At 70.6% G+C, this 25,865-nt stretch carries 22 protein-coding genes; 9 read left to right on the forward strand and 13 right to left on the reverse strand.

Annotated features, from left to right (window positions below):
• Positions 1 to 259: 259 nt before the first annotated feature.
• Positions 260 to 745 carry a mismatch-specific DNA-glycosylase gene (locus tag VGO20_RS25285; RefSeq protein ID WP_327505177.1) on the forward strand — a complete coding sequence of 162 codons (486 nt, stop codon included), beginning with the start codon at positions 260 to 262 and terminating at the stop codon, positions 743 to 745.
• Here VGO20_RS25285 and VGO20_RS25290 read toward each other — a convergent pair.
• The 5 genes from VGO20_RS25290 to VGO20_RS25310 all read right to left on the reverse strand — a co-directional run bounded on the left by VGO20_RS25290 (position 742) and on the right by VGO20_RS25310 (position 5,617).
• Complete coding sequence (locus VGO20_RS25290) at positions 742 to 1,896, reverse strand: MFS transporter (protein ID WP_327505178.1); 1,155 nt, start codon at positions 1,894 to 1,896, stop codon at positions 742 to 744. The two genes, VGO20_RS25285 and VGO20_RS25290, sit on opposite strands and share 4 nt — an antisense overlap.
• A 75-nt stretch (positions 1,897 to 1,971) precedes the next feature.
• The gene (locus VGO20_RS25295; RefSeq protein ID WP_327505179.1) at positions 1,972 to 2,574 is read right to left on the reverse strand and encodes a helix-turn-helix transcriptional regulator; all 603 of its coding nucleotides are present in this window, start codon (positions 2,572 to 2,574) and stop codon (positions 1,972 to 1,974) included.
• Positions 2,575 to 2,659: 85 nt separating this feature from the next.
• Positions 2,660 to 3,766, reverse strand: coding sequence for an NAD(P)/FAD-dependent oxidoreductase (locus VGO20_RS25300; RefSeq protein ID WP_327505180.1), 1,107 nt, complete (start codon positions 3,764 to 3,766; stop codon positions 2,660 to 2,662).
• 26 nt (positions 3,767 to 3,792) lie between these two features.
• Positions 3,793 to 4,518 (reverse strand): methyltransferase domain-containing protein, encoded by a 726-nt coding sequence (locus VGO20_RS25305; RefSeq protein WP_327505181.1) that lies wholly within the window; start codon positions 4,516 to 4,518, stop codon positions 3,793 to 3,795.
• Between the two features lie 10 nt (positions 4,519 to 4,528).
• Positions 4,529 to 5,617: a type III polyketide synthase gene (locus VGO20_RS25310; protein ID WP_327505182.1), complete on the reverse strand. Its 1,089-nt coding sequence runs from the start codon at positions 5,615 to 5,617 to the stop codon at positions 4,529 to 4,531.
• Positions 5,618 to 5,865: 248 nt separating this feature from the next.
• On the opposite strand from VGO20_RS25310, the gene VGO20_RS25315 reads away from it, so the two are divergent.
• The 8 genes from VGO20_RS25315 to VGO20_RS25350 all read left to right on the forward strand — a co-directional run bounded on the left by VGO20_RS25315 (position 5,866) and on the right by VGO20_RS25350 (position 14,395).
• Entirely contained in the window at positions 5,866 to 7,839 is a 1,974-nt protein-coding gene (locus VGO20_RS25315; protein ID WP_327505183.1) for a multicopper oxidase family protein, read from the forward strand.
• 110 nt (positions 7,840 to 7,949) lie between these two features.
• Positions 7,950 to 9,452 carry a MocR-like pyridoxine biosynthesis transcription factor PdxR gene (gene pdxR, locus VGO20_RS25320; protein WP_327505184.1) on the forward strand — a complete coding sequence of 501 codons (1,503 nt, stop codon included), beginning with the start codon at positions 7,950 to 7,952 and terminating at the stop codon, positions 9,450 to 9,452.
• Positions 9,453 to 9,536: 84 nt separating this feature from the next.
• Complete coding sequence (locus VGO20_RS25325) at positions 9,537 to 10,502, forward strand: SPFH domain-containing protein (RefSeq protein ID WP_327505185.1); 966 nt, start codon at positions 9,537 to 9,539, stop codon at positions 10,500 to 10,502.
• On the forward strand, positions 10,502 to 10,972 hold the full coding sequence (locus VGO20_RS25330) for an NfeD family protein (RefSeq protein ID WP_327505186.1): 471 nt from the start codon (positions 10,502 to 10,504) through the stop codon (positions 10,970 to 10,972). Before VGO20_RS25325 ends, VGO20_RS25330 begins: the two co-directional genes overlap by 1 nt.
• A 50-nt stretch (positions 10,973 to 11,022) precedes the next feature.
• Positions 11,023 to 11,466, forward strand: a complete 444-nt coding sequence (locus VGO20_RS25335) for a ferritin-like domain-containing protein (RefSeq protein ID WP_327505187.1) — start codon at positions 11,023 to 11,025, stop codon at positions 11,464 to 11,466.
• Positions 11,467 to 11,573: 107 nt separating this feature from the next.
• The gene (locus VGO20_RS25340) at positions 11,574 to 11,783 is read left to right on the forward strand and encodes a hypothetical protein (protein WP_327505188.1); all 210 of its coding nucleotides are present in this window, start codon (positions 11,574 to 11,576) and stop codon (positions 11,781 to 11,783) included.
• A gap of 138 nt (positions 11,784 to 11,921) precedes the next feature.
• Complete coding sequence (locus VGO20_RS25345) at positions 11,922 to 12,104, forward strand: hypothetical protein (RefSeq protein ID WP_327505189.1); 183 nt, start codon at positions 11,922 to 11,924, stop codon at positions 12,102 to 12,104.
• 179 nt (positions 12,105 to 12,283) lie between these two features.
• A complete protein-coding gene (locus VGO20_RS25350; RefSeq protein WP_327505190.1) occupies positions 12,284 to 14,395 on the forward strand; it encodes a sensor histidine kinase in 2,112 nt (703 codons plus the stop codon).
• Between the two features lie 21 nt (positions 14,396 to 14,416).
• On the opposite strand, the gene tssG is transcribed toward VGO20_RS25350, so the two are convergent.
• From tssG to VGO20_RS25390, 8 genes are all read right to left on the reverse strand, one after another.
• Positions 14,417 to 15,487 (reverse strand): type VI secretion system baseplate subunit TssG, encoded by a 1,071-nt coding sequence (gene tssG, locus VGO20_RS25355; protein ID WP_327505191.1) that lies wholly within the window; start codon positions 15,485 to 15,487, stop codon positions 14,417 to 14,419.
• Positions 15,451 to 17,268, reverse strand: a complete 1,818-nt coding sequence (gene tssF, locus VGO20_RS25360) for a type VI secretion system baseplate subunit TssF (protein WP_327505192.1) — start codon at positions 17,266 to 17,268, stop codon at positions 15,451 to 15,453. Before tssF ends, tssG begins: the two co-directional genes overlap by 37 nt.
• Positions 17,261 to 17,731, reverse strand: coding sequence for a type VI secretion system baseplate subunit TssE (gene tssE, locus VGO20_RS25365; protein WP_327505193.1), 471 nt, complete (start codon positions 17,729 to 17,731; stop codon positions 17,261 to 17,263). Before tssE ends, tssF begins: the two co-directional genes overlap by 8 nt.
• Positions 17,732 to 17,737: 6 nt before the next feature.
• Positions 17,738 to 18,238: an Hcp family type VI secretion system effector gene (locus tag VGO20_RS25370; protein ID WP_327505194.1), complete on the reverse strand. Its 501-nt coding sequence runs from the start codon at positions 18,236 to 18,238 to the stop codon at positions 17,738 to 17,740.
• Positions 18,239 to 18,366: 128 nt separating this feature from the next.
• A complete protein-coding gene (gene tssC / locus VGO20_RS25375; protein ID WP_327505195.1) occupies positions 18,367 to 19,848 on the reverse strand; it encodes a type VI secretion system contractile sheath large subunit in 1,482 nt (493 codons plus the stop codon).
• Positions 19,849 to 19,926: 78 nt separating this feature from the next.
• Positions 19,927 to 20,469, reverse strand: coding sequence for a type VI secretion system contractile sheath small subunit (gene tssB / locus VGO20_RS25380; protein WP_327505196.1), 543 nt, complete (start codon positions 20,467 to 20,469; stop codon positions 19,927 to 19,929).
• A gap of 134 nt (positions 20,470 to 20,603) precedes the next feature.
• Positions 20,604 to 21,731, reverse strand: coding sequence for a type VI secretion system protein TssA (gene tssA / locus VGO20_RS25385; protein WP_327505197.1), 1,128 nt, complete (start codon positions 21,729 to 21,731; stop codon positions 20,604 to 20,606).
• Between the two features lie 11 nt (positions 21,732 to 21,742).
• Positions 21,743 to 25,861, reverse strand: a complete 4,119-nt coding sequence (locus VGO20_RS25390) for a type VI secretion system protein (RefSeq protein WP_327505198.1) — start codon at positions 25,859 to 25,861, stop codon at positions 21,743 to 21,745.
• Between the last annotated feature and the right edge of the window lie 4 nt (positions 25,862 to 25,865).

Raw genomic sequence — 25,865 nt, forward strand, 5'->3', positions numbered from 1 at the left:
GTGCCGTGCCAGTAGCCGAGCGACTGCGCGAGCGCCGCCATCAGCACCGCGGCGACCGCCGGGCCGAAGGCGATGGCGCCGAAGCCGCGCATGTCGATTTCCTGGCGGCGGTGTGGGATGGTGCTGGGCATGGGAGTCCGGAGCGTCAGGAACCGGACACTTGTCGCGATTACACGGTTAATGTCCGGTTAAGAACGTGCCGCCTCATCCGAATTCCCTGCACCGCCCATTCGGACGGCCAGCGGTAATCCTGCCGGACGTGCTGGCCCCCGGCCTCGACCTTGTCCTGTGCGGCACCGCGCCGTCGCGCGCCTCGAAGGAGGCGGAGGCCTACTACGCGAAGCCCGGCAACCTGTTCTGGCCGACCCTGCACGCGGTCGGCCTGACGCCGCTGCTGCTGGCGCCGCGGGACTATGCGCGCGTGCTCGACTTCAGGATCGGCCTGACCGACCTCAACAAGACCGAATGGGGCGCCGACCACGAGCTGAGCCGCGACGGCTTCGACGTGCCCGGGCTCGCGGCGAAGATCGAGCGGTTCCGGCCGGCGGCGCTGGCCTTCGACAGCAAGACCGCCGGCCGGGCGTTCCTCGGCCGGCCCGTGGGCTACGGGCTGCAGCCCGAGACGGCGTCGGGGGCGCTGCTGTTCGTGGTCCCCTCCCCGTCCGGCCGGGCGCGCGCCTTCTGGGACATAGGCCCGTGGCGCGAGGTCGCGGACTTCGTCCAGGCCCGGCGCGCGGCGCGCTAGGCGGCCGCGTGCCGGGCCTGGAAGGCCTTGGCGAGGCAGGCCGTGCCGAGGCCCGCCAGGATGGCCAGGAACAGCGGCGCACGCTCCCAGCCGAGAACGCCGACCCAGGCCGCGACCGCGGGCGGGCCGAGCAGCGAGCCGAGGTTGCCGGTCTGCACGATCAGGCCGTTGGCGGGCCCGATGGCGGCCGGGGCGGCGACCCGCGGCAGCCCCGCGAACACGACCGCGGGGACGAGGCCGGCCATGATCATGAAGGCGACCGCGCCCACCACCGCTGCCGGCGCGCCCGCCGGCAGGTGCACCGCCGCCGAGGCGAGGGCGGAGCCCAGCAGCCCCGCCGCGGCGAGGGCGGGCAGGCCCAGCCCGCGCGCCATCAGCGCACCGGCGGCGACGGTCCCCGCGACGGACGCCGCCGCGGCACTTCCGGCCACCGTGCCGGCGACGGCGAGGTCGAGCCCCTCGGCCTCGACCAGGCGGACCGGCAGGAAGGCCAGGAACGCCTGCAATCCCAGCGTGTAGCAGCAGAAACCCAGGCCCAGCCAGACCGGCCCGGGCTCGCGGTAGATCGCCGTCCCCGGCACCCGCACGGCCGCGGGCGGCGTCCCCGCCACGGCCAGGAGCACGCCCGCCGCGGCCGCGGCGGGCAACGCCGCGTCGAGCAGGAACAGACCGCGCCAGCCCAACGGCCCGGCGAGCAGGCCCGAGAGCGCGTTCGCGAGCGCGAAGCCAACCGGCACGAAGGTGGCCCACAGCGCCAGTGCCGCCACGCGGTCGCCGTCCGCGGCGCGGCGCGCGATCAGCGTCGGCGCCGCCACGACGACGACGAGGTAGCCGAGCCCCTCGACCGCGCGCGCCGCCAGCAGGAGGGCGGCGTCGGGCGCGGCCGCCTGCGCCGCCCCGGCGAGCGCGGTCGCGGCGAGCCCGAGGACGAGGGCGCGGCGCGTGCCGATGCGGTCGGCCCAGGCGCCGGCCGCGGCGCCGAGGCCGACGCCCAGCAGGTTGACCAGCGACACCGCCCAGCCGATCCCGGCCAGCGTCAGGCCAAGCTCGGCCCGCAGCTCGCCCGCGACCACGGCCACCTTGCCGAACTGGTAGGCGGCGGTCACGCCCGCCGCGTAGAGCGCCCAGATCTCCCGCCAGTCCGTCCTCATCCGCCCGCTCCGCCCATGAACTTCCCGGAGACCGTGGCAGGCATGCCCGGCGGCGGCCACGCATAAGATATACGACTACTCCGGCTGAGCCGGGCCGGACCCAAGGACCACGACGCCCGGGGCGGCACCAGCCACCGCCTCGGGCGCCATGGAGGTCACCAGGCGGGCGGCGGCGCCGTCGGAGAGCAGCAGCCGCTCCCACAGCAGCAGGCCCGGCAGTATCCGCACCGCCGGGTCCCCGTTCGGGCCGGTCCAGGTCGCGACCGGAACGGCGGCGGGCTCGTGCCAGCCGAGCCCGCCGAGCCTGCCTTCGGCGGCGCGGATCTCGTCGGTCGCGTAGGGCCACAGCGTCCGCCCCAGGAGGTCGGCCGGCCCGGAGCCCCATTCGCCGTAGCGCGCCGGCGAGGCCGCCAGCAGGCGGTGGGTCGCATCGCAGATCAGGTGCATCGCCAGCGTCGAGGTCTCGACCAGGCGGCGCAGCGCGCCGTCGCCGGCGGGGTCGAGGCGCGCCTCCAGCAACGGCCCCAGCCGAGCCGCCTGCCCAGGCGAGGGGCGGTGCGCCCCGCTCTCCCAGCGCGACACGGTCGCCTGGGTCACCCCCGCCAGCTCGGCGAGATGGCTTTGCTTCATCCCCTTGAGGCGGCGGAGCCGCGCGAGCCTGCGCCCGAAACCGTCCATGGCGCGATCCTAGAACGTTTCCGGATGAACCGGAAACGTTCTAGGATTTCATGTTCCTCAAGCCTGCGGAAACGGGCCGCAAAGCTCAGCCGGCCACGCGCGTGCCGCGGGCCAGCGCCCCGACCAGCCGCCGGGCCAGCCCCGGCGCGAGCCCGGCGAAGGCGGTCGCGAGCGTGCCGCCGGCGCCGCTGGTGGCGACGCGCGCGGCGGCGTGCGCGAGCGAGACCTGGCGGGCATAGGGGCCGCCGTCGGCGGGCGGGCGGTCCAGGAGCACGTCGCCGGCCGCGCGCACGGCTGAATCGAGCGCGATCGCCATGCCGTCGCCGGTCAGGCTCGGGATCACGGCGAGCTGGTCGCCGACCCGGTGCAGGCCGGGATGCGGGCATCCCCTCTGGACGAAGCCGTAGGGGATGCCGGCCACGGCCAGCGGCCTCGGCCGGCAGGGCGCGCCGCCGGCGAGCCGGCCGGCGAAGAGCGGCGAGGCCGCCCCGACATGGGCGAGCACCGCCGCCCAGTCCCGGCCGAGCCGCTCGAACCGGGCGCGGCCGATCACCAGGCACAGGTTGACGCGACCGTCCTCCACGGGCTGGAGCCCGGCATAGCCGCCGGCGAACAGATGCATCTCGACATGGCCGTCGAGCGCCGCGCGCGCGGACGGCGCCAGCCGCCAGTGCTGCTTGAAGCCGATCAGGTCGTTGACCCGGCCGGGCGGGCGCCGGTGGCCGCGCAGGTCGTGCTTGCCGGTCGCGAGCAGGACCCGCGCCGCCGTCAGGCTTTCGCCGGAGGCCTCGACGCGCAGCGCGTCCCCGGCCGGCGTGACCGCACGCACGGCCGTGCCCCGGCGCAACTCGGCGCCGTGCGCGGCGGCGGCATCGAGCAGCGCTTCGTCCAGCCTGTCCCGCGACAGGCCCCAGGCGGCGAAGGGCAGCCGGCAGGAGGCCTCGCCCCCCGGCCCGGCGAGGCGCAGGCGCTCGACCGGCACCGCGCCGAGACGCGCCGGGTCCAGCCCGAGCCGGGACAGCGGCCCCGCCGCCTCCCCGCTCAGGAACTCGCCGCAGACCTTGGGGTGCGGCCCCCCGGTCCGTTCGCACAGCACGACCCGGCGCCCCGCCCCGGCCAGCAGGGCCGCCGCCGCGGCGCCGGCCGGCCCGCCGCCCGCGACGACGACGTCGACGGCGCGTTGCGCCGTCACCGTAATCCTCCCGGCGCGTTGCGCCGTCACCGCACCCTCCCGACGCACAGGCGGAACGGCGTGAACCATTCGACCCTGGCCCGCCCCTCCAGCCCGGCCGCGGCCAGGAGCCGCATCCAGTCGGCGCGCGTGAAGGCGCGCGCGACGGAGAGCGGCGCGTCGTGCGCCACCAGGCGGCCGACCGGAAACGACGCGACCATGGCCCGCGCGAAGGCGTGGGCGGCCGGATGGCGGTGGAGGTCGTTGACGAACCATCCCTGTTCCGCGCGGCCGTCCATCCAGGACAGGAAGCGGACCAGCGCGCCGTCGTCGAGGTGGTGGGCGAACAGCGCGCACACCACGACGTCCCAGCGCTCGGCCGCCGGCAGGTCGAAGACGTCCGCGGTCAGGTAGCGGATCGCGAGGTCGGGCGGCGTCGCGCGCCCGGCCGCGCGCGCCGACCACGGGCTGAGGTCGGCGCCCGTCAGCTCGACCGCGAGCCCCCGCCGCCGCGCCCAGCCGGCGATGCGGCGCAGCATGTCCCCGCCGCCGCAGCCCGCGTCCAGGATGCGCAGCGGGCGGTCGGGGGCGTATCCGGGAGGTCGGCGCCGGACCAGCCGGTCCAGCCAGGCCAGCGTCGGACGGTAGGCGAAGGTCCAGACGTTGATCCGCTCGAGCTCGCGCAGGCAGCGCTCGAACTCGTCGAAGCCGATGCCGGGCCCGTCCATCAGCTCGGCCTCGAAGCTGCGGCGGGACAGGTCGACGGAGGCCACCGGCCCGCCCTCAGGCCATCCGGAACAGCATGCCCTCGGCCGTCAGCCCGGGCCCGAAGGCCAGGGCGCAGCCGAGGCCGTTGCCGCCGATGCCCGTGCTGCGGAACCGGTCGAGCATGCGCGCCAGGACGAAGACGACGCTCGGCGAGGACATGTTGCCGTAGTCGCGCAGCACCGCCCGGGAATCGGCGAGCCGGTCCGCTTCCAGCCCCGCCGCCCGCTCGACCGCGTCCAGCACCGAGCGGCCGCCGGGATGCACCGCCCACAGCTCGACGTCGCCGGGGCCGCGCCCGCCGAGCACCGCCGGCAGCGCCGCCGGCAGGCCGTCGGCCAGCGTCCGCGGCACCGTGCCGGCGAGATGCATGTCGAACCCCTGCCCGCCGATGCGCCAGGTGATGTCCTCGGCGCTGGCGGGGATCACCTCGGCGCGGAAGCTCTCGAGCGCGATCCCCTCGGGCTCGGCGCTGACCAGGCAGGCCGAGCAGCCGTCCCCGAAGATCAGGAAGCTCAGCACCTGCTCCAGCGCCCCCGTCTCCTGGAGGTGCAGCGTGCACAGCTCCAGGCTCAGCACCAGCACGCGCGACGCCGGCTCCGACCGCACGACGTGGCGCGCGAGCTTCAGCGCGCTGATGGCGGCATGGCAGCCCATGAAGCCGACCACCGTGCGCTCGACCGAGGGCGCGATCCCGAGCCGCGTCACGATCGCATGGTCGATCCCGGGCGCATGGAAGCCGGTGCAGGTCGTCACGATCACGTGCGTCACGTCCCTTACCGCAGACCCGATTGCAGCCGCGCCGCCCATCGCGCGCACGGCGGCCTCGGCGAGGTCGGCGGCGTGCTCCTCGTAGAAGCGCATGCGCGCGGCCGTGTCCGGAAAGGCGCCGCGCCGGAAGAACCCGCCGCTGTCGACCGCCTCGGGGTCGGCGTCGGGCTCGAAGAAGGAATACCGGTGCTCGATCCCGCTGCGCTCGGCCATGCGGCGGAACAGCCGCCGGTCGCGCTCGTCGGGCAGCAGGGTCGGGGCGAACTCCAGGAACTTGCGATGGACGTCGAAGCGCGGGACCGCGGTCCCGATGCGATTGATGTGGGCGGCGGACATCCGCGTCTCCGGCTGATTCGGCGCTCTGGCTGGAATGGCAACAGCCGGAGGTAACGAAGGTGCCGTGCCCCGAGCGCGACGCCGCCCGCACCTGCACGCATCGCGCGAAGATCCGACAACGGAGGATTCATCTCACGGTAAGGAATATGCCTTAAATCATATGTAAATTGTCGGAATGGACCGGTGCACCCGCACCCTACGCCACGATTCCGAGCCGCCCCGGCTCGTGCATGCCCAGGGAGTCCTCCATGCCCCGGAAACGAATTGTCCCCGGCCGGACCGGGTCGCGGATCGCCGCCGCGCTTCCCGCCGTCCTGATCGCGATGCAGGCCGGCGCCGCGCTCGGCGAGACCGGGGAGCGCATCGTCGCCAACCCGCCCGAGCTGGCGATCGAGCGCACGGCCCCGTCCGGCGGAACGGCGCCGATGGCGCTCCCGTCCGGCGTGCCGGCGGCCGGGCAGGAGGCGCGGCTCGGACTCGACATCGCCTATTTCAAGACCCGGATCTACAACCCCACGACGAAGTCCCACGACACCGTCGACCTGCGCACCTACAACCAGTCCCTGGACGGCCCGACGATCCGCATCCGGCCGGGCGAGACGGTCCGCGCGACGCTTTCCAACGACCTGCCCGACGAGAACTGCATCCTTCCCGAGGGCACGCACAACATCCCCAACTGCTTCAACCGGACCAACCTGCACTCCCACGGGCTGTGGGTATCGCCGGTCGGCAACGGCGACAACGTCCTGCTCGACATCCAGCCCGGCGTCGACTTCCAGTACGAGTACAACGTCCCGCTCGATCATCCCGCGGGCACGTTCTGGTACCACCCGCACCGCCACGGCTCGACCGCGCTGCAGGTCGCGAGCGGCATGTCGGGGGCGCTCGTGATCGCCGGCGACCGGCCGCCGCGGCCGAACGCGCCGGGCGACATCGACACGATCCTGCGATACGCCGACGGCGAGGCGTTCAAGGAGCGGATCCTGCTGTTCCAGCAGATCCAGTACGCCTGCCGCGACGACCAGGGCAACATCAAGACCAGGACCGACGCCAAGGGCAACGTCGTGGCCTGGGTCTGCGATCCCGGCGACGTCGGCGGGATCGAGAGCTACGACCAGTTCGGCCCCGGAACCTGGGGGCAGTCCGGCCGGTACACCAGCATCAACGGCGAGATCCAGCCCGTCATGGTCGACGCGCAGGCCGGCCGGACGGAGCGCTGGCGCATGATCCACGCCGGCGTTCGCGACACGATCCGCATGCACGTCGTCAAGATGAGCACGCCGGCCCAGCCCCAGGGCCTGGAGGCGGACGGCCATCCCGAGTGGATCGCGGCGAACTGCGACGGGGAAACGGTCGACCAGTGGCAGATCGCCGCCGACGGCCTGACCCTCGCCCGGATCGACGGCGCGGCCTCGACGGTCCTCCAGCCCGGCTACCGGATCGACGCGCTGATGGTGTTCCCCGAGGCGGGAAGCTACTGCGTGGTCGACGACCAGATCCCCGCCTCCGGCGCGGTCGGCGCGGCCGACGAAAGCCGGCGGCTGCTGGCCGTCGTGCGGGTCGAGGGCGGCCAGCCCGTGCCCAACGCCGGCGCGCACATCAAGGAGCAGCTCGTCGCGGCGACCCGGTTCCTGCCGGCCGACGTCCGGGAGGGAGTGGCGGCCGACCTCGAGAACGATCTCGGCACCCCTTCCTTCGTGTGGCACCGCACGATCGGGGAAGAGGAGCTGACGGGCCAGCAGCAGCTGACCTTCAGCATCGACGTCAGCACCGCGAACGCCCGCTTCGGCATCGACCACCAGGCCTATTCGCCCGACCGGGTCGACCGGCTGCTGACGCTCGGCGGGGTCGAGGAATGGACTCTGACGTCGACCCTGGCCGGCCACCCCTTCCACATACACGTCAACCCCTTCCAGGTCGTGCGCATCCTGAACCCGGCGGGGGTCGACGTCACCGACCCGGCCGTCGCGTACGAGGAGCGCCTGAAGCTGGAGGGCGGCGACCCGCAGTATCTCGACCTCAAGGGCGTCTGGAAGGACACCCTGTTCACCAAGCAGGGCTACCAGGTCGTCGTCCGCACCCGCTACCAGCGCTACATCGGCGAGTTCGTGCTGCACTGCCACATCCTCGACCACGAGGACCAGGGCATGATGCAGAACGTCAAGATCGTGATCCCGGGCACGTCGATCACCGCCGGGAGCAAGGGCAATGGACACCACTGAGGCGGCCGGGGAAATCCTGTCGTCGTCTGCATGACCGAGGCCGACCCGGCACGCGAGCGGCCGGCACCTGTTGCCAGCCGCCGCGCACGGGCCTATGAATCGGCCTCGCGATGCCCAAGCAAGCCCAAGGCCCGCTGCTGCCGATCTTCGCCGCCGACGCGGCGGAGGAGCCGCTGTTCCGCCAGATCTACCGTCGCCTGCGCGACGCGGTGCTGAGCGGGGCGCTGCTCCCCGGCGCGCGGCTGCCGTCGAGCCGCTCCCTTGCCCGCGAACTCGGCGTCTCGCGCAACACCGTCGTCACCGCGCTCGACGAACTGGTGGCCGAGGGCTATCTCGAGCCGCGCGTCGGCTCCGGCACCTACGTCGCCGCCGCACTCCCGGAGAACCTGCTCCACACCCCGCCCGCTTCCGCACCTGCCTCCTCGCCTGCTTCCCTGCCGGCCGGGCCGCCGCCGACACCCGCGCGGCCCCGATCGTGGGAACCGGACCCGATCCTGCCGTTCCGGGCCGGCGTCCCGGCCCTCGATCGCTTTCCCCTGGCGGTATGGCGCCGTCTCCAGGCGCGGCGCTGGCGCTCGCTCGGCTCGGCGGAACTGCATTACGGCTCGCCCGCCGGCTGGAAGCCGCTGCGCGAGGCGGTCGCGGGATATCTGCGCACCGCCCGGGGCGTGCGCTGCGACGCCGAACAGGTGATGATCGTCTCGAGCTGCCAGGCGGCGATCGACCTCGCCGCGCGCCTCCTGCTCCAGCCGGGCGAGCGCGCCTGGGTCGAGGAACCCGGCTATCTCGGCGCGGTCGAGGCCCTGCGCAGCCGGGGCGCGGTGCCGGTGCCGGTGCCGGTGGACGCCGAGGGGCTGGACGTGGCCGCCGGCCGGGCGCTGGCACCCGATGCGCGGCTCGCCTACGTGACGCCGAGCTGCCAGTACCCGCTCGGCGTCACGCTCGGGTTGCGCCGGCGCCTGGAGCTTCTCGCCTGGGCGGCGGAGGCGGGAGCATGGATCCTGGAGGACGACTACGACAGCGAGTACCGCTACGCGGGCCGGCCGCTCGCCGCGCTCCAGGGGCTCGACAGGCCGGGTGCCGAGCGGGTGATCTATCTCGGCACCTTCAGCAAGGTGATGTTCCCGGCCCTGAGGATCGCGTACGCAGTGTTGCCGCACCAACTGGCGGAGCCTTTCGCGCGGCTGCGCCGCTATGTCGACGACCACACCTCGCTGCCGGCCCAGATGGTGCTCCACGACTTCATCGCCGAAGGGTACTTCTCCGCCCATGTCCGGCGGACGCGGCTGTGCTACGCCGAGCGCCAGGAGGCCCTGCTCCACTCGGTCTCGCGGCATCTGGGCGGCCTGGTCGAAGCCGACCCGGCGCCGGCCGGCATGCAGGTCGTCGCCCGGCTCGCCCCCGGCCTCGGCATCGGCGATTCGGCGGTGGCCGAGGCCGCCCGGCGCGCCGGAGTGATGCTGCTGGCGCTCTCGGACTGCCATGCCGGGCCGCCGCTGCACCGGGGCCTGCTGCTGGGATATTCGGGCTTCCCTCCCGAAGCGCTCGACCGGGCGGCACGGCGCCTCGCGGACGTCATCGGAAAGACGGCTCCCCGCTGGACGCCGGCATGACGGAAAAGCCCCGCTCCCGCCCGGCGACGTGATACACAGGGCGGAGCCGCGGGACGTCCGCGGTACCTCCCATGGGGCAACCGGATGGAACTGCTCGTCGTCGCCTCGCTGGCGCTCGTGGTCGTGATCGCCGCCACCAGCGTGCGGATCGTCCCGCAGGGCTTCAACTACGTCGTCGAGCGGCTGGGCCGCTACCAGGAGACGCTGGAGCCCGGGCTCAACGTCATCGTCCCGCTGGTCAGCTCCATCCGCGCGAAGGTCGACATGCGCGAGACCGTGGTCGACGTCCCGGAGCAGTCCGTCATCACCCGGGACAATGCCGCCGTCTCCGCCGACGGCGTGCTGTTCTTCCAAGTCCTCGACCCGCGCAAGGCGACCTACGAGATCACCAACCTCCAGATCGCGATCCAGACGCTGTCCATGACCACGCTGCGCACCGTCATGGGTTCGATGGACCTGGACGAGCTGCTGAGCCAGCGCGAGACGATCAACGTCGCGATCCTGAAGGCGGTCGACGAGGCGACGAACAGCTGGGGCGTGCGGGTCACCCGCGTGGAGCTGCGCGACATCTCGCCGCCCGACGACATCGTCCAGTCCATGGGCCGCCAGCTCAAGGCCGAGCGCGAGCGCCGCGCCCAGATCCTCGAGGCGGACGCGGAGAAGGAGAGCCAGATCCGCATCGCGCAAGGCAAGCTGGAGGCCGCAAAGCTGGAGGCCGAGGCGCGCGAGCGACTGGCCCGGGCGGAAGCCGAGGCCACGCGCATGGTCTCCGAGGCGGTCGCCGCCGGGTCCACCCAGGCGCTGAACTACTTCATCGGCCAGAAATACGTCGATGCCCTCGCGACCCTGGCCGCGGCCCCGAACCTGAAGACCCTGATCCTGCCGATCGAGCTGTCCTCGGTCGGCGCCACCGTCGCCGGCATCGGCGAGTTGATCCGGCATGCCGGACCGTTCGCCGGGCCCGCGGGCCGGACCGGGGCCGACGATCCGCAGGCGCGCCACGCCGCGGATCCGGGCCCCTGGGGCGGACGGCCGGCAGGCGACGCGTGATGTCCTGGCTGTCGGCGGCGCCGGTCCCGCTCGTCTGGGCCACCATCGCCGTCGTGCTGATCGCGGCGGAGATACTGGCGCCCGGCTTCCTGCTGGCCTGGTTCGCCGTCGCCGCCTTCCTGACCTTCGCCCTGACCTGGGCCGTCGAGGGCCTGCCCCTCATCCAGCAGGTCGGCCTGTTCACGCTGCTGTCGGCGGTGCTGATCGGCGCGGCGGTGGTCTGGCGGCGCGGGCGCCCCCGTCCGGCACCGGACGCCGCGACCGGGATCAACGACCGCGCGGCCCACCAGGAGGGGGCGGTCGCGATCCTGGACGAACCCATCCGCAACGGGCGGGGCCGTCTCCTTCTCGGCGACACGCTGTGGCATGTCGAAGGCCCCGACCTGCCGGCCGGGACGGCAGTGCGCGTCGTCGGCCACCGCCGGATGGTACTCCTTGTGGAGCCTGCCGGCGACGCCCCAGGAACCTAGTCCCGAGATGCGGGTTGTTAGGCTGCAACGCCGGGCTGGAGGACGGGTGGATGACGCGCGAGAAGATCATCGACACGCTCAATGACCTGATCCAAATAACCGAAGACAGCCATGAAGGCTATCGGAAGTCCGCCGAGGACGTCGACGAGCCCGACCTGAAGGAACTGTTCAACGACCTTGCCGCCCAGCGCGGCGCCATGGTCCGCGAGCTGCAGAAGTTCGTCGCCGAGCAGGGCGGCGCGCCTGAGTCGAGCGGCACGGTCCTGGGCGGCGCCCACCGCGTCTTCATCGACCTGAAGAGCGCCGTGCTGGGCCGGGACCGCCGTGCGATCCTGCAAGAGGTGGAGCGCGGCGAAGGCGAAGCCATCCGCCGCTACGAGCAGGCACTCGAGGTCGAGCTGCCGAACCATCTGCACGACGCCGTCGCCGAGCATCTGCAGCGGATCCGCGCCGACCGCGACCGGATGGTCACGCTCGACCGCACCACCGGATAACCTCTTTCGCGCCAGCGGCATCCTGATGTTGCAATGCAGCATTCCTCTTGTGCGCCGCCATGGAACGGCGTAGCAATGATTCATCAAGGCAGAGCAGAGTGGAGTCCATGAGCCTAGACGAGTTGGTGACTGCGGGTGCGTTCGCGCTTTACGGTGCCGAGCACGCCCATCGGATCGAGGAGTTCCGCAAGTCCCCGAACTCCGACGCGCTGATCCAGCGCGACTTCGAGGACTACAAGGGCAAATACGTCCGCAAGTTCCAGGATTTCGCGGACCAGCTGGCCTCCAGGGGCCTCGCGATCCGCCCCGCCGCCTGATCCCCCGATCCGTCGTCCGCCGCGCCCCGGAGCCCCCGCCCCGGGGCGCATTCGCGTTCCGGAGGCGGCGATTCGCCGGGAAACGATTCCGGTTCGCCCTTGTTGGGCTCTGATACCCAACCTCCAGGAGGAGCTCTGATGGCGACGAATGCCGAGATAGCCGCCAAGCTGCTGCGCGATGCAGCATCCTTCTTCCGCCATGTCGGCGAGCAGAACGACCCGATCCGCGACCAGATGGACAACAATGCCAAGGCGTACGAGGTGGTCGCCGAACTGGTCGAAAGCGACCCTGCCGCCGAATTCGATCTCGCGAACCGCTGATCGACGCCTCCCGATTCCTGGCGGGCGGGTAAAGAGCAAGAAGAACCGCCCGCCGTTCAACCGGACGCGTGCAGCATCGAAGCCACCGTCCGTACACAAAGCAGTTTTCACCTTCCAATAGGGCTATTGCGTCGGCCGGTCCGGGCGTATTGTCCGCGCATGTATTGCAGGATGCAGGCATGACGGACGGACTCTTTGCCGAGGGGAGCGGGGCCGGACGACCACCTTCCAGGAACGGCACCGGGCCGCTGGCGCTGGCGGCGATCGGCCGCGGCACCGCCGGGGCGGTCGCGGTAATCGGCGTCATCATGACGCTGGCCCTCTTCCTGATGGTCCGCGAGCAGATCGCCAACCAGGCCGCCGAGCAGATCGCCTACCGCGTGGCCCGGGCGACCGAAGTGGTGCAGCGGCGCCTCGAACTGGCAGTGGACACCACCGCCGCCGTCGCCGCCCTGGCCTCCGCGATCGAAGGGATCGACGCTCCGGACTTCTCCACTTTCGCCAACCGGATCGTCCCGTCCGAACCCGGCATCGAGGCCATGGTGCTGGTGGAATCCAGCCCCGACGACGGCCAGGGGGTCCGCCTGGTCGCGACGGACGCGCTGAAGCTGCCGCTGAGGGTTCCCGAAGGCCCCTTCGCCGATCTGCTGCGGCAGGGAGCCGTGCGGCCGGCCGCGCGCCTGCTCGACGGCGCCGACTTCGGCGTCCCGGACACGGCCTTCATCGGCATCGTCGAACCGGTCCGGGGCCCTCGCGACGACCCATCCGAACCGGGAGGAGCGGTAGTCGCAACCCTGCTTCGCGCCGACCACGTCTTCGCCCTGGCGGAGGACCCTTCCGGCCGGCCCATTCTCTCGGGCCCGACCGTCTTCGCCCCCGGCCGGCCCACCGAACCGTTGTTCCGCGCCCAGACGCCCGAGGGCGGCCGGAACTCGGGACGGGGAACGACCACCGTCGTCTCGGCAGCGGGGGAGAGCTGGATCCTCCACTGGCAACCCGTTCTGGACGCCGTCCCCACCGTGCTCGCGCTGTCGCCCCTCGCGGTGCTGTTCGGAGGAGTCGCGACGACCGGCGCCATCACCAGCTACCTGATCCTGGCGCGCCGGCGGGCCGGCGAGGTGGCCGCCCTTGCGGCGTCGCTCGCCGCAGCCAACGCCGGGCTGCGCGAGAGCGAGCGCAAATACCGCGACATCTACGAGCATTCGGTCGAGGGCCAGTTCCAGAGCTCGGCCGACGGGCGGATGCTCGGCTCCAATCCGGCACTGGCCCGCATCTACGGCTATCCGGACGTCGAGACGCTGCTGGCGGAGATGCGGGACGTCGGGGTCCAGCTCTATCTCGATGCCGGACGTCGCGAGACCTTCGTACGGCTCGCCGCCGAGACGGGGGAGGTGCATGGCTTCGAGTCCCGGATCCGCCGGCGCGACGGTTCGATAATCTGGACGAGCGAGAGTGCGCGCGCCGTGCGCGGCCCCGACGGCCGGATCCGCTACTACGAGGGCAAGGTCGAGGACGTGACCGAGCGCAAGGCCGCCGAGGAGGCGATGCGCCTCGCCAAGGAGCAGGCGGACTTCGCCAACCGGGCCAAGTCCGAGTTCCTCGCCAACATGAGCCATGAGCTGAGAACACCCCTCAACGCGATCATCGGCTTCAGCGAGATCATAAAGGACGAGCTATTCGGCCCGGCCGGGCGCAGCGAGTACGTCGACTATGCGCGCGACATCCATGAGAGCGGCCGTTTGCTCCTGGCGCTGATCAACGACATCCTGGACATGTCGAAGATCGAGGCCGGCAAGAAGGAGCTGCAGGACACCGTGCTCGATCTCGGCCGCGTCGCCGAGAGCTGCGTGCGCCTCGTCCGGCCGCGGGCCGATGGCGGGGGGGTCCTGCTCGACACCGACGTACCGGGGGACCTGCCCTTCGTACGCGCCGAAGAAAGGGCGCTGAAGCAGATCGTCAACAACCTGCTGTCGAACGCCGTCAAGTTCACGCCCGAGGGTGGCCGGGTCACGCTCTCGGCCGAGGTCGAGGCGGGCGGCGAACTCGCGATCCGCGTCACCGACACCGGCATCGGCATGGCGGCCGAGGACCTGCCGAAGGCGCTCGCCCCGTTCGGACAGATCGAGAGTTCGCTGTCGAGCAAGACCCAGGGCACCGGGCTCGGCCTGCCGCTGGTCGTGGCGCTGACGGAGCTGCACGGAGGCAGGTTCCACATCGACAGCACTCCCGGCCGCGGCACCGTCGCGAGCGTGCTCCTCCCGGCCGACCGCGTGATCAGCCAGATGGGGTAAGCGGAGGGGAGCGTCCTTGCCCTAGGCCCGCTTGGCCGAGCGTCTCGCCCGCTTCCACAGCGGGACGGCCGCGTCGTCCTCGACGGCGATGGTCACCACCCCCTCGGAAGTCCGCGGCCGGGTCGTGAGAAAAGAGGTCCAGCCGAGCCGGGGCGGCGCCTTGCGATCGAGCCTCGTGCCCGGAACCTGCGCCGGCTTCAGGCGCAGGCGCACCGAGAAGTCCGGCATCCGGCCGGCGTGGAAACGCAGCAGCGAAACCAGCGGAGCCCAGGCGTCGCCGACCGGAAGGAAGCCTCGAAAGGCAGGCAGGTCGAGCGGGCCGAGCGAGACCGTCAGCGCCGCCTGCTGGTCCCAGGCCCGCGCACCGAGCACGACGCTGCTCCCCAGCGCGTTGTTCATTCCCTTGCGGATGCCGAGGCTGGTGGTTTCGGTACGGGAGAGCGGAAGCCAGCGCCCCTGCAGCGGTATGCCCTCGACCGGCACGCCGAAATGCGCCTCGACCAGCCGCTCCAGCGCATGCAGGCTGCGCGGCTGCTGGTTCAGGAGCCCGGCGCGGTCCAGCAGCGCGCGGTCCGGTACGTCCATGCGGTTGCGCAACCCGCCGGTGCCGAGACCGAGAAGGCAGTAGAAGTAGAAGGCGAAGTTCGTGTCGTCCGGCGTCCCGCGAACGAGTTCCGGCCGGTGCGCCCGACGAGCACGGAACATCAGCGAAACGAGACGGTGGTTGAACTGGTCGAGAAAGTCGCGGGCGGTCCCGTCGCGCGCCCGCAGCCTCTCGATCACCAGCTCGGTGATGGGCGGCGGCAACGGGCCGAACGCGCCCGCGAGCCCCATGAAGTTGACCTGCATCCCGAACTGCCGGCCAGCCCCGGGCATCTCCACCCGGTCGAGATCGCTCGCGGGGAACGCGCTCTTGAGGCTGGAGCTGAACCGCACGACCTCGGCGGACGCGTCGGGGCCTTCGCCGACCGATGCGCCGACCGGATCCAGCATCTCAAGCAGGCGCACCGCCTGGTAGAAGTCGAAGCGATGCCCCTCCTTGAAGAGGAGGTCCGCTACAGAACGACCCTTTCGCCAGCCCGAGGCGGCCATGTCTTCCAGATCCCGTCACGTTGCCGGCTCGTGATGACGAGCTGGGTGAAGCTTTCGAGCGAGGCGTACAACCCTATGAAACGGTCCAGCACGGCCGCCAGCAGGAAAGGGTTGCTGCCGGCGTACAGGCTTTCGTCGAAGTCGAGCGTCACCTCCCAGCCACGGCAGAAGCCCCGCCACGCCTCGTTGCCGATCCGCCGCACGACGCGCCGCGAGGACAGGCCGCGGACGCCCGCGATCTGCTGGGCGGCCGTGGCCCCGCCGGGCCCGGCGTACAGCGTCAGGATCTCGTGCAGCGCCGCGAGCCCGTCCCGGCCTTCCGACAGCGAAAGGTGGTTGAGCGACAGGTTGGAGACCAGCCGCCACAGCGTGTCGCCACGCATCGGCGGCATCACCTCGTCCGTCGGCTTGTTCAGGCAGACGATCGAGCGGACCGGGGCGTCCACCTCGATCTGGAAACGGGCACCCGGCGGGATTTGTTGGGCAAGGCCCCGGTTGGTGCACAAGGTATGGGCGAACACCATGTGGGTCGGCGGCCGGGTCGGCCGGAAATCCAGGTCCCGGAACGCCAGGAACATGTCGGTTCCACCCATGTCCGCGCGCTGCGTCTGGCGGCGGCGTGCGATCCAGAAGGCGCGCTGGCCCGTCAGCGCCGACTGGTGGTCATAGGAGAAATATGGCCGGAACAGCCGGCTGTCGTCCTCGAAGGCCGAGGTCGCCGACACCTTGACGATGGAATGGATCTCGGTCGAGCGTTCCCAGCGGCTGTCCGGCAGCAGCCGGTACTCGACCTGGGTCTGGTCCAGGCGCACCGGCTCGGAGGTCTTGGGGAACAGGTTGATGACCGGTACGCAATTGAGGCGGAAGGCGGCCCTGTCCATCGGCAGCCGCCGGCGGGTTCCCGGGCCGAGCAGGAACAGCAGATCCGCCTCGCGCCGCGAGCCGAGGCCGCCGAGTCCGACGACGTCGAAGTAGAGGAATTTCTCCGGGAAGGCGAAGTATTCCTGGATCAGCCGATAGCCGTGGTGGGCATGCCGCGGGTAGGGCAGGACGTCGTCGTCGGGCGCGAAGCCGACCGCCTGGATCGCGTCCGCCGGGAGCAGCCGGCCGGGAGCCTTCTCCCCCACCCCCATCACCGCGACGCCGCGCGTCTGGTTGAACAGCATCTCGTACAGCGTGCCGCCCAGCATCGTGTCGGCGTCGATGTGGAAACGCAGCCGTTCGGGCGTCACGTCGGCGAAGGTGAGGTTGCCGAGACACGAAACCCTGAGGCGGAGCACGGAGCCGACGTCGGGCCGGTCCTCCAGGAAACCGAAGGCCGCCGGGTCCAGCAACGCCGCCGAGACCACCTCGATCGGCCACAGCTCAACGGGATAGCAGGTCTGGAACCGGCAGGTCAGGCCGTGATCCGCTTCCGCGAACAGCGGCACGTCGTCGGGGATCGTGAACCCGGCGACGGCGCGTGCCTGGTCGGGATCGACGTCGAACTGCACGATCGCCATGCTCGGCACGGGTGCGACGAGCTGGGGATAGAGCACCTCGAGGAGAGCCGAGGGGATCTCCGGGAAATCCGCGTCCAGGTTGCGCTGGATGCGCCCGGTCAGGAACGCGAAGCTCTCGATCAGCCGCTCGACATGGGGGTCGGGCGATTCGTCGGCGCTCAGCTCCAGCCGATTGGCGATCTTGGGATAGCGCGCGGCGAACTCCGCCCCCTGGTTGCGCAGGTACAGGAGCTCGCGCTGGTAGTATTCGAGGAGGTCGTCGCGGTCTGCGTCACTCATCCGGTTCGCTCACGCTGTCGCGCAGCAGGACGGGAAAGGATACCGGCTCGACCATGGTGCCGACCACGATCGTCCCTTCGATGCGAGCGAGCAGCGAGCGGCGCTCGCCGGCCAGACGTTCGACCGAGACGCGGGGATTGGCGAGCCTGGGCTCGAACGCGGCGATGGTCCGCTCGATCACCTCGACGAGCAGATGCTCGCTGTCGGTCTCGTACGGTCGAAACAGCGAAAGGTCCGGAATGCCGTAATCGATCGTGCTGCGCTGCCGCCGGTCGAGTTCGTCCACGGCCAGCGGCGTGCGCGTGTTGAGCAGCCGGTCGAGCTCGCGCCCCACCGACTCCCGCACTCCCTTGGGATCGAGCATGCGCGGAGGGTGCGGCTCGTAGGTCGTCGCGGGGTCGCCGTCGACCAGACGGTCGAACAGCGGCACCCGCGCGCCATGGACGATCCGGGGACCGGACACGATGCCTTACGACACTTCCTGCTTGATCAGGTCGTGCTTGACCGGCTGAGCGCCCTCCGCCGTGCCGTCGTCTTCCTTCTGCGGGATGTACTTGTACTCGATGATGCCGTAGCTGAGCGTCACGGTCTCGGTCGGGACGTCGCCCGTACCGCCGCCGAGGCTCACGTTGGAGACGACGATCTTCTCCATCGTCATCTCGAGATACTTGACCGCCTTGTTCTCGCCGTTGGCGCGATAGGCGCAGAACACGCCCTTCTCGATGTGCTTGCCGCTCCAGCACATCTTGAGGAGGTCGTCGGTGGCGCTGTCAGTGTACTTCGTGAAGGAGAAGTCGGAATGGTTCGCCTGCTCGACCGTGCCGCCGCCCGCGGAGCTGCGGGTGGGCGAAGTCGGCTGGTTGAAGGAATGGCTCCAGGACAGGACCTGGATCTCTTCCTTGTGGGTGCTGTCGGTCGACTCGGCCTTGATGTCGGGCCCCGTCAGCTTGAGGAACATATTGCCGGCCATGGCGCGTCTCCGTGCGGCTGTCTCGTCTGGGGGTTCGTCGGAACCCTGCTCTCATGTGGTCCGTGGACCGACCCGCCGTCGGGATGATCGGCGGCGGGCCGGGTCCGCGTAGGTCCCCGTCAGGGCGCTCAGGCTGCCGGCGGCGGCAGCTCCGCGACCAGCCGAATCGAGGCCGTGAGTTCCTCGAGCTGGAAATGCGGCCGCAGGAACACCGTGGCCCTGTAGCTGCCGGGCTTGCCCGGGACGTCGGTGACGTCCACGCGCGCTTCGCGCAGCGGGTACTTGGCCTTGAGCTGCTGCCCGGCGTCGTCCTTGCCCAGCACGTAGTCGACGATCCAAGTGTTCAGGTAGGTCGCGACGTTGTCCCTGGTCATGAAGCTCCCGATCTTGTCGCGCATGATCACCTTGATGTAGTGAGCGAAGCGCGAGGCGTTCAGGATGTAGGGCAGCATCGACGAGATGCGGCTGTTCGCATTGGCCGCCGCGGTGTTGTAGAGCTTCGGCTTGTTGGTCGTCTGGCCGCCGAAGAAGGCGGCGTAGTCCGTGCCCTTGCAGTGCACTAGCGTGATGAAGCCGAGGTCGTTCAGCTCCTTCTCGCGCCGGTCCGTGATCGAGATCTCGGTCGGGCACTTGAGCGCGATGTCGCCCTCGTCGGTGCGGAAGGTGTGCGTCGGCAGGCCCTCGACCTTGCCGCCGCCCTCGACGCCACGGATCGCGGCGGTCCAGCCGTGCTGCGAGAAGGCGGAGGTGATGCGGTGGGTCAGCATCCAGGCGGCATTGCCCCACAGATACTTCTTGTGATCCCGGCCGTCCGTGTCCTCGACGAAGTTGACGCCCTCGACCGGCTTGGTGTCCGGCCCGTAGGGCAGACGCAGCAGGACGTGCGGCAGCGCCAGCGCGACGTAGCGCGAATCCTCGCTGTTGCGGAAAGACCGCCACTTGATCAGCTCGGCACTCTCGAAGATCTTCGAGAGGTCGCGCGGAACCCCCAGCTCGGTGAAGCCGTCCATGTCGAACAGCCGCGGGCTGGCGCCGGCGATGAAGGGCGCGTGAGCGGCGGCGGCGACGTTCGAGATCAGCTCGAGCAGCAGGATGTCCTGCGGATGCCGGCCGAACTCGTAGTCGCCCATCAGCATGCTGTAGGGATTGCCGCCGAAGGTGCCGTACTCTTCCTCGTACACCTTCTTGAACAGCGCGCTCTGGTCGAACTCGACGGCCTTCTCCAGGTCCTTCAGCAGCTCGCCCTTGGTGATGTTGAGCAGGCGCAGCTTCAGCATCGTCCCGGTCTCGGTGTTGAAGACCAGATAATGCAGGCCCCGCCAGCTCGCCTCGATGCGCTGGAACTCGGGGTCGTGCAGGATCTCGTTGAGCTGCGCGCTCAGCAGATCGTCGATCTCGGCGATGCGGTCGTTGATCATGGCGACGACGTCGCCGCTGACGGAACCACCTTCCTGCGCGAGAACGGAGTCGACGAACTCGCTCACGAGGTCGCGGGCATAGGCGCGCTGGCTTTCGTCGCGGGCCAGCTTGCCCTCTGTCATGATGCGCTCCAGCAGGGAGAGCGGCGCCGTGCCCTCACTGCCCGTGGCGTTCTCGGTTTCCTCAGCCATGGAAGCCTCTCATCGGATCTGGCCTGCGCCCCGGGGAGCGCGTGCGGCCGGTCGTCGGGTCAGGGATTGGGCGCTCGATCACTCGGGCGCCGGCGGATCGACGGGCTTGTCGCCACCGTCGGCACCGCCCCCGAGCTGCGTGCGCAGTTCCGAGCGGCTCTCGGTGTTCTCGACCACCGAGCGCAGCAGCGCGTCCAGGTCGTCGTTGCCGTCCAGCTTGGTCAGCAGGTCGCGCAGACGCTGGCGGGTGTCCAGCAGCGCCTTCAGCGCCGGCACCTGCTGCATCACCTCGACCGGACCGAAGTCGTCCATGTGCTTGAACTTCAATTCGGCGTTCAGCATGTCGTTGCCGTCGGGCTTCAGCCGGTTCGGCACGCGCAGGACCAGCCTCGGGCTGGCCGAGGAGAGGACATCGTTGAAATTGTCGCGATCGATCTCGACGAACTTCCGATCCTTCACCGGCGGCAGCGGCTCGGTCGGCTTGCCGGACAGGTCGGCCATGATGCCGACGATGAAGGGAAGCTCTTTCTTCTCGATCGCGTCGCCGATCTCCACGTCGTAGGTGATCTGCACGCGTGGCGGTCGGACTCTGCTGAGTTTATGCTGGGTGCTCTCGGCCATTGGGGTAACGCCTCGCTAGGTATTGCGGTCTAGTCCGGTTGAGCGTGACTGGCGGCAGTACACTTTATTTCATACTCCGTTCCTCCCGAATCTCCAAAGAAAAGCGCTTTTGGCGCGTATACAATCGAAAGATATCATCGCCCGCTCTTCTGCGCGTTTTCCGGTGGACCGAAGCCGAGCATGTCGAACACGCCGGAGAGGTCGTTGCGACCACGGCTGAGTTCGACGAGCAATTCGTGCAGCGGCATGCTGCCCCACGAGACCGCCCGCTGGATCAGGTAGGGGACGGGGCTGTGCGGCTCCGTCCGGAACAGGTATTCGGCCGCCTCGGCGAGCCGGTAATAGGCTTCTTCGCGCGAGCGGATCGGCCCCGGCCGGCCGGCGAGGACGACGTCGACCAGATCGTCGTCCTGCGTCTCGGGAACCGTGTCGTCCGGCAGGTCCTCGTCCTCGGGAAGCTCCATCACCATCGTCGGCTCCTCCCCCTTGTCACGCAGAACCGTGTCGATCCAGCCCAGGATGTCGATGAGCGTGTGCCGGACGGTTGCGAGACTCGGCGCTGCGGCGCCGCAGCTCTCGTCCAGCATTCGGCTCAACCCGTCGAGCGACGCCAGCCCGGCCGCGACCTGCATCCGCAGTTCCCGGTGAAACTCGACCGGGGTCGCGCGCGCGCTCGCCTCGAAGGCCGGCAGCAGCACCTGATGGTTCGCCTCCGCCAGCGCCGCCGCCTTCGGGTCGCGCGTGGTCACCGGGGAGAGGCGCTGGGCAATCCGGTACTGCGTCCAGCTGTAGGCATCCGTCTGATGCATGCCCGAACGGGTCAACGGGATCTGCTGGAGGACGGCCGGCAGCTTGGCATTGAGCCATTCCAGCGGCCCGATGCGCGACGACACGTCGTCATCCTCGACGGGCGGATGCAGGTCGTCCCAGAAGTTGCGGCAAAGTCCGGCGATCACTTCGATGCCGGGCTGCAGGCCGGCGAAGCCGTAACGCCAGACCAGCCCCTCGAGCAGCCAAGTGGCCACCTGCATGTCCTTCGACCGCTTCTCGAGGATGTCCTTGCATAGCGCGATGACCGCATCCCAATCGGCGCGTTTCGGGTTCGTCTTCCACACGCCCTGGGGCAAGGACGGATCGTCCTCGCGGCGTGCTTCCTTGACCGCGTCGTACTCCGTGCCGTAGCGCAGGAACTCGCCGGCCGGGTTCGTGCCGGGGATGGGCTCCAGGAGACGGGCGGGATCGAGGGCGATCGTGGCGGCCATTTCCGTTCTCCTCAGAACACGACCGCGAGGTCGGCTTCGGGCGCCCGATGCGGGAACTCCGGCAGGACGTGGCGGACGCGCTCCTTGCCGTCGGCCGTGGGCGAGGTGAGCGACAGGCGCACGAAGACGCGCGCGAGGCCGCTGACGCCCGCCGAGACGGTACCGTCCGGTTCGACGGCGGCGGTCGGCACCTCGAAGCGCAGCGTGTGCGGCTGAGGGTCCTGAAGCCGCTCGAAATCCGCCGGCTCCGCCCGGTGGGCCTGGAGTGCTCGCAGAAGAGACCAGCGGTTGCGATAGGCGAAGCCGGCGGTGCGGTCCTCGACGGCCGGACCGGCGGCCGGACCGGCGGCGGGACCGGAGGCGACCGGCCCGACCGGCGCGTCCTTCGCCCAGCGCAGCGACAGCGAAACGGGGATGCCGGGGCTCCAGCGGCCGGCGCGCGGGTCACGCCCGCGCACGAAGCGCTGCGCGCCGAGATCGAGCGCCCATTCGATGATCTGGTTGCCCTGGACCTCGCGGGCCCGGTTGACGCGGAAATCGACTTCCACCTCGAAGCCCGGCGGCATGTCGCCGGTCGGCGGGACCAGGAGCGGCGCCAGGAAGTCGCGCACGCCGGCCATCTGGCGCACGAAGCCGAGAGCCATGCGCGCGGCCGGGTCGACCTCCGCGCCGCGCTCCAAGCCCTGGCGCAAGCGCTCCTCGGCGGCGGTGAAGCGCACCAGGAACGCCGCGATCTCCGTCGGCTCGGCCTCGGGGGTGTCGGCACCCGCGTCGAACGGGGCGAACGGATAGCGCCCGGCAAGGGTCGCGTTGAAGTCGGCGACGAGGCGGTCGTAGTCCGACTGGACCGCCGACCCGGCGAGCCAGCGGCACTGCTCGAGAAGCTGGGTGCGCAGAACGTTGCGGCGCTCGATGAAGAAGTCGCCCGACCGCGCCTGGTCCGCTCCATCGAGCTTCTCGAAGCAATTGCCGGGGTTGATCGTGTCGAGTTCGAAGCGGATGAAGTGCTCGAGCATCGCCGTCGTGCTGAGCGGGCTGTTCGCCTGATAGCGCAGAAGCTCGGCCGCGAGGCGCTGCCATTTCGTCAGCACCGGCAGGGCACGCCAGGTGCCGCCCAGTTCGTCGCGCAGCAGGAAGTCGATCAGCGGGGTCGCCATCTCGGTCGTGAGATAGCCGAGGCGCCCGCGCATCGTGTCCAGGTACTGGGCCAGCACGATGTCGTCCTGCGCGCGGAAGCCGGCGGAAGTCGGGGCCTCGACGCCATCCCAGCGCCGGAAGCCGTCGATCGCCGCATAGGGCATTTCGCCCTCGGCGATCCCGTCGACGACGGTCAGCAATTGCAGCGCCTGCCGACCGGCAAGGTCGCGAAGCAGCGCGTAGGCATCGTCGAAGCCGAGCTGACGCATCACCGAGAGCAGGGCCAGCAAGGTCGGCGCGGCGGCGCGGAACTCACGTATCTCGCGCTGGATCGCCCCCTCGGCGGCCGGATCGAACAGATCGCCGGACCGCGGTTCCCGGATCTGCGCCGCCGCGATCTCCGTCAGCAGGTTCGAGCGCAGCCTCTGGCGGGCCAACCGCTCGACCACCGGACGGAACGTCGTCGGCACGTTGCGCAGGTCGCGGGCGAGAAACAGTTCGTAGTCGCGGTACAGCTCCAGCGCGTCGGCGAGCCGGTCGGTGCTCCATACCAGGCTCACCCCCGGACCGGCCGTGGCCGCCGGCTGGACCTCCGGCCGGGCCTCCATGAAACTATGCCCGAAGACCGGCCGCAGGCCTCCGGCCAGCGAGTGCAGGCCCGCCTCCAGACGCAGCCGGCCGTCGGCCGGATCGGCGAGGACCACCGGCCCGGTCAGCCGGGCACGGACACCAAGGATCGCCGAGCGCAACGCGGCGATGCGGTCGGCGGCGGCGACGCGCAGTTCCTCGGCGGCGGCGGGGCCGAAGAAGGGGGATGCCGACACCTCCGTCACCAGGGTCCGGAACTCGGGATCGGCCTCGGGCGAAGACAGCAGGATCCACTGGAACGCCGGATCGTCCAGCATCGTCCGGACCGCGACCAGCGCATCCATCAGACGCGCGAGCGCAGCACTGGTGTCGCCGCGCCGCGCCTGGACGCGCTCGACCTCGTCGATGGCGGCCGCCAGGGTGCGCACGCGCCCGGCGATCGACCCTTCCGGCGCCATGCGCCGCCCGACCGCCTCGTCCAGCCTGCGCAGCATCGTGCGGGCCCGCGTGGCATGGGGGGTCCGGTCGAAAGGCTCGATCTCGACCCGGTGCAGCGCCGCCGCGTAGAGGTCGGAGTTGGCGGCGAAACCATAGGAAAGCTGCACGCCGAACAGGTATTCCGCGAGCCTCGCCACTTCCGCGATCTCGCTGGTCCGCAGCTTCTCGAACGCGGTGGCGTTGACGTGGAGTTCGTCCATCATCTCGACGAACTCGTCGATGCGCCGGTAATCGGCGGCGGCGGCGAACGCGTATTCCTGCGATTCGGCCGTAGAGGTCGCCCGGCGGTCGAAATCCTCCAGGATCACCGTCGAGCGTTCCTCGAGCTTGGCGCGCATCGGATCGAGGATGATCTTGTCGAAGCCGAAGCTGAAATGGCCGACGACCCGGCTCTCCAGGCTCCCGGCCCAGGACGACGGAAGGAAGGTGAAGCGCAGCGAACGGCTCTCGATGCGGGCGAAATCACCGAGCAGCTTCTCCGCATGCTCTACCGAGAGGCGACTTGCCGAGACCTCGCGATGGCCGGCCGCCTCCGCCGCGATGATCACCTCGAGCGCCGGCGTCATCATCCGCAGTCCGGCGTCGAGCCGCCCCGCGGAGAACCACGCCCCTACGAACAGGATGAGGCCGAGCGCCGCGATGCCGACCTGTGCGGCGAGGACCTTGCGGTTTCGGGCGATCAGGCCGGTTGCGGCCGCTCTGGCGAGCCGCCGCTCGGAGAGGATCTTCTCCCCGAACAGGTCGGTCGCGAACAGCGGGCGCGGACGCGGCGCGTCGGCTAGGGCGGAAGGATCGTCGAGCAGGCCGGCCGGCACGAGCGCGCGCAACGAAGCCTGGGGCGCCGCCCCGGACCCGTCGCCGACGAAGTAGATGCCGCGCATGAAGAAGGCTTCGTGATACGCGGTGGCACGGAATATCCGGTCGAGATAGAGCTTGAGCGGCTCGGCCATGCGCCGGAACTCGCCCGGAAACAGGAACATGCCATCCGGGTCGGCGGGATCGTCCTGGGCGGCGGCGTTCTCGACATAGGTCCGCTGGAGCCGGACCCCGATCTCGGCGAAAGCTTCGTCCACGAGATGGCCGCCATAGGCCGCTTCGAGGTTGTTGCGGTTCGACCAGCCGAATATCTCGCGGCGGCGCTCGGGCGCGATCTGCTGCCAGTAGCCGCGGAAACCCGGGACGAGATCGGACTTGGTGACGACCACGTAGACCGGCAGCCGAAGGCCGATCTCCTGCTGCAGGTCCCATAGCCGCCGGTAGAGCGCCTCCCCCTTGGCGTGAAGGGCCTCGGGACCGGGCCGGTCCGGACCGACCAGATCCGTGCAGGGGATCGTCAGCACGATGCCGTCCAACGCCCGCTCCGGCCGGTGGCGCTGCAGCAAGCGCGTGAACTGGCGCCACCGGACGTCGTCGCCGCTCGAGCCGTCGGGATGAACAACGAGGTCACCCTGCAGGTCCAGCGCCACGCCCTTGTCGAAGAAATGCCAGGCGCATTCCGAAGGCGCGCCGGGTGCCGGGGTCGGGCCGAAAGGCCGGTCGAGTCCGACCGCGTCGAGCAGCGTCCCCTTTCCGGCCCCGGCTTCGCCCATCAGCAGCACCATCGGCGTCGCATAGCGCCAATGGCGCCCCGCGGCGGTACGGCGCAGCAGCGCCATGCCGCGCGCGAACTCCTCCGCCATCGTCCGCGCCGCGATCTTCGCCGGGAACGTAGCCGCCGCCGCCTTCGCGGAACCTGCACCTGCGGCGCCCGCGCCGGCAGCGGTCGAGGCGGCCGCACGCGCCCTTGCGCGCAGCTGGGAAACGATGACGACGACGATGACCGTCACCAGCACCGCGAGCGCCAGCAGAACGAGCGCCCAACCGATGGGAGAGGCGTAGCGGACGACGAGAGCCAGGAAGTCGGTCATGATC

Source organism: Arenibaculum sp., assembly GCF_035998295.1.
Classification (GTDB): Bacteria; Pseudomonadota; Alphaproteobacteria; order Azospirillales; family Azospirillaceae; genus DASYHS01.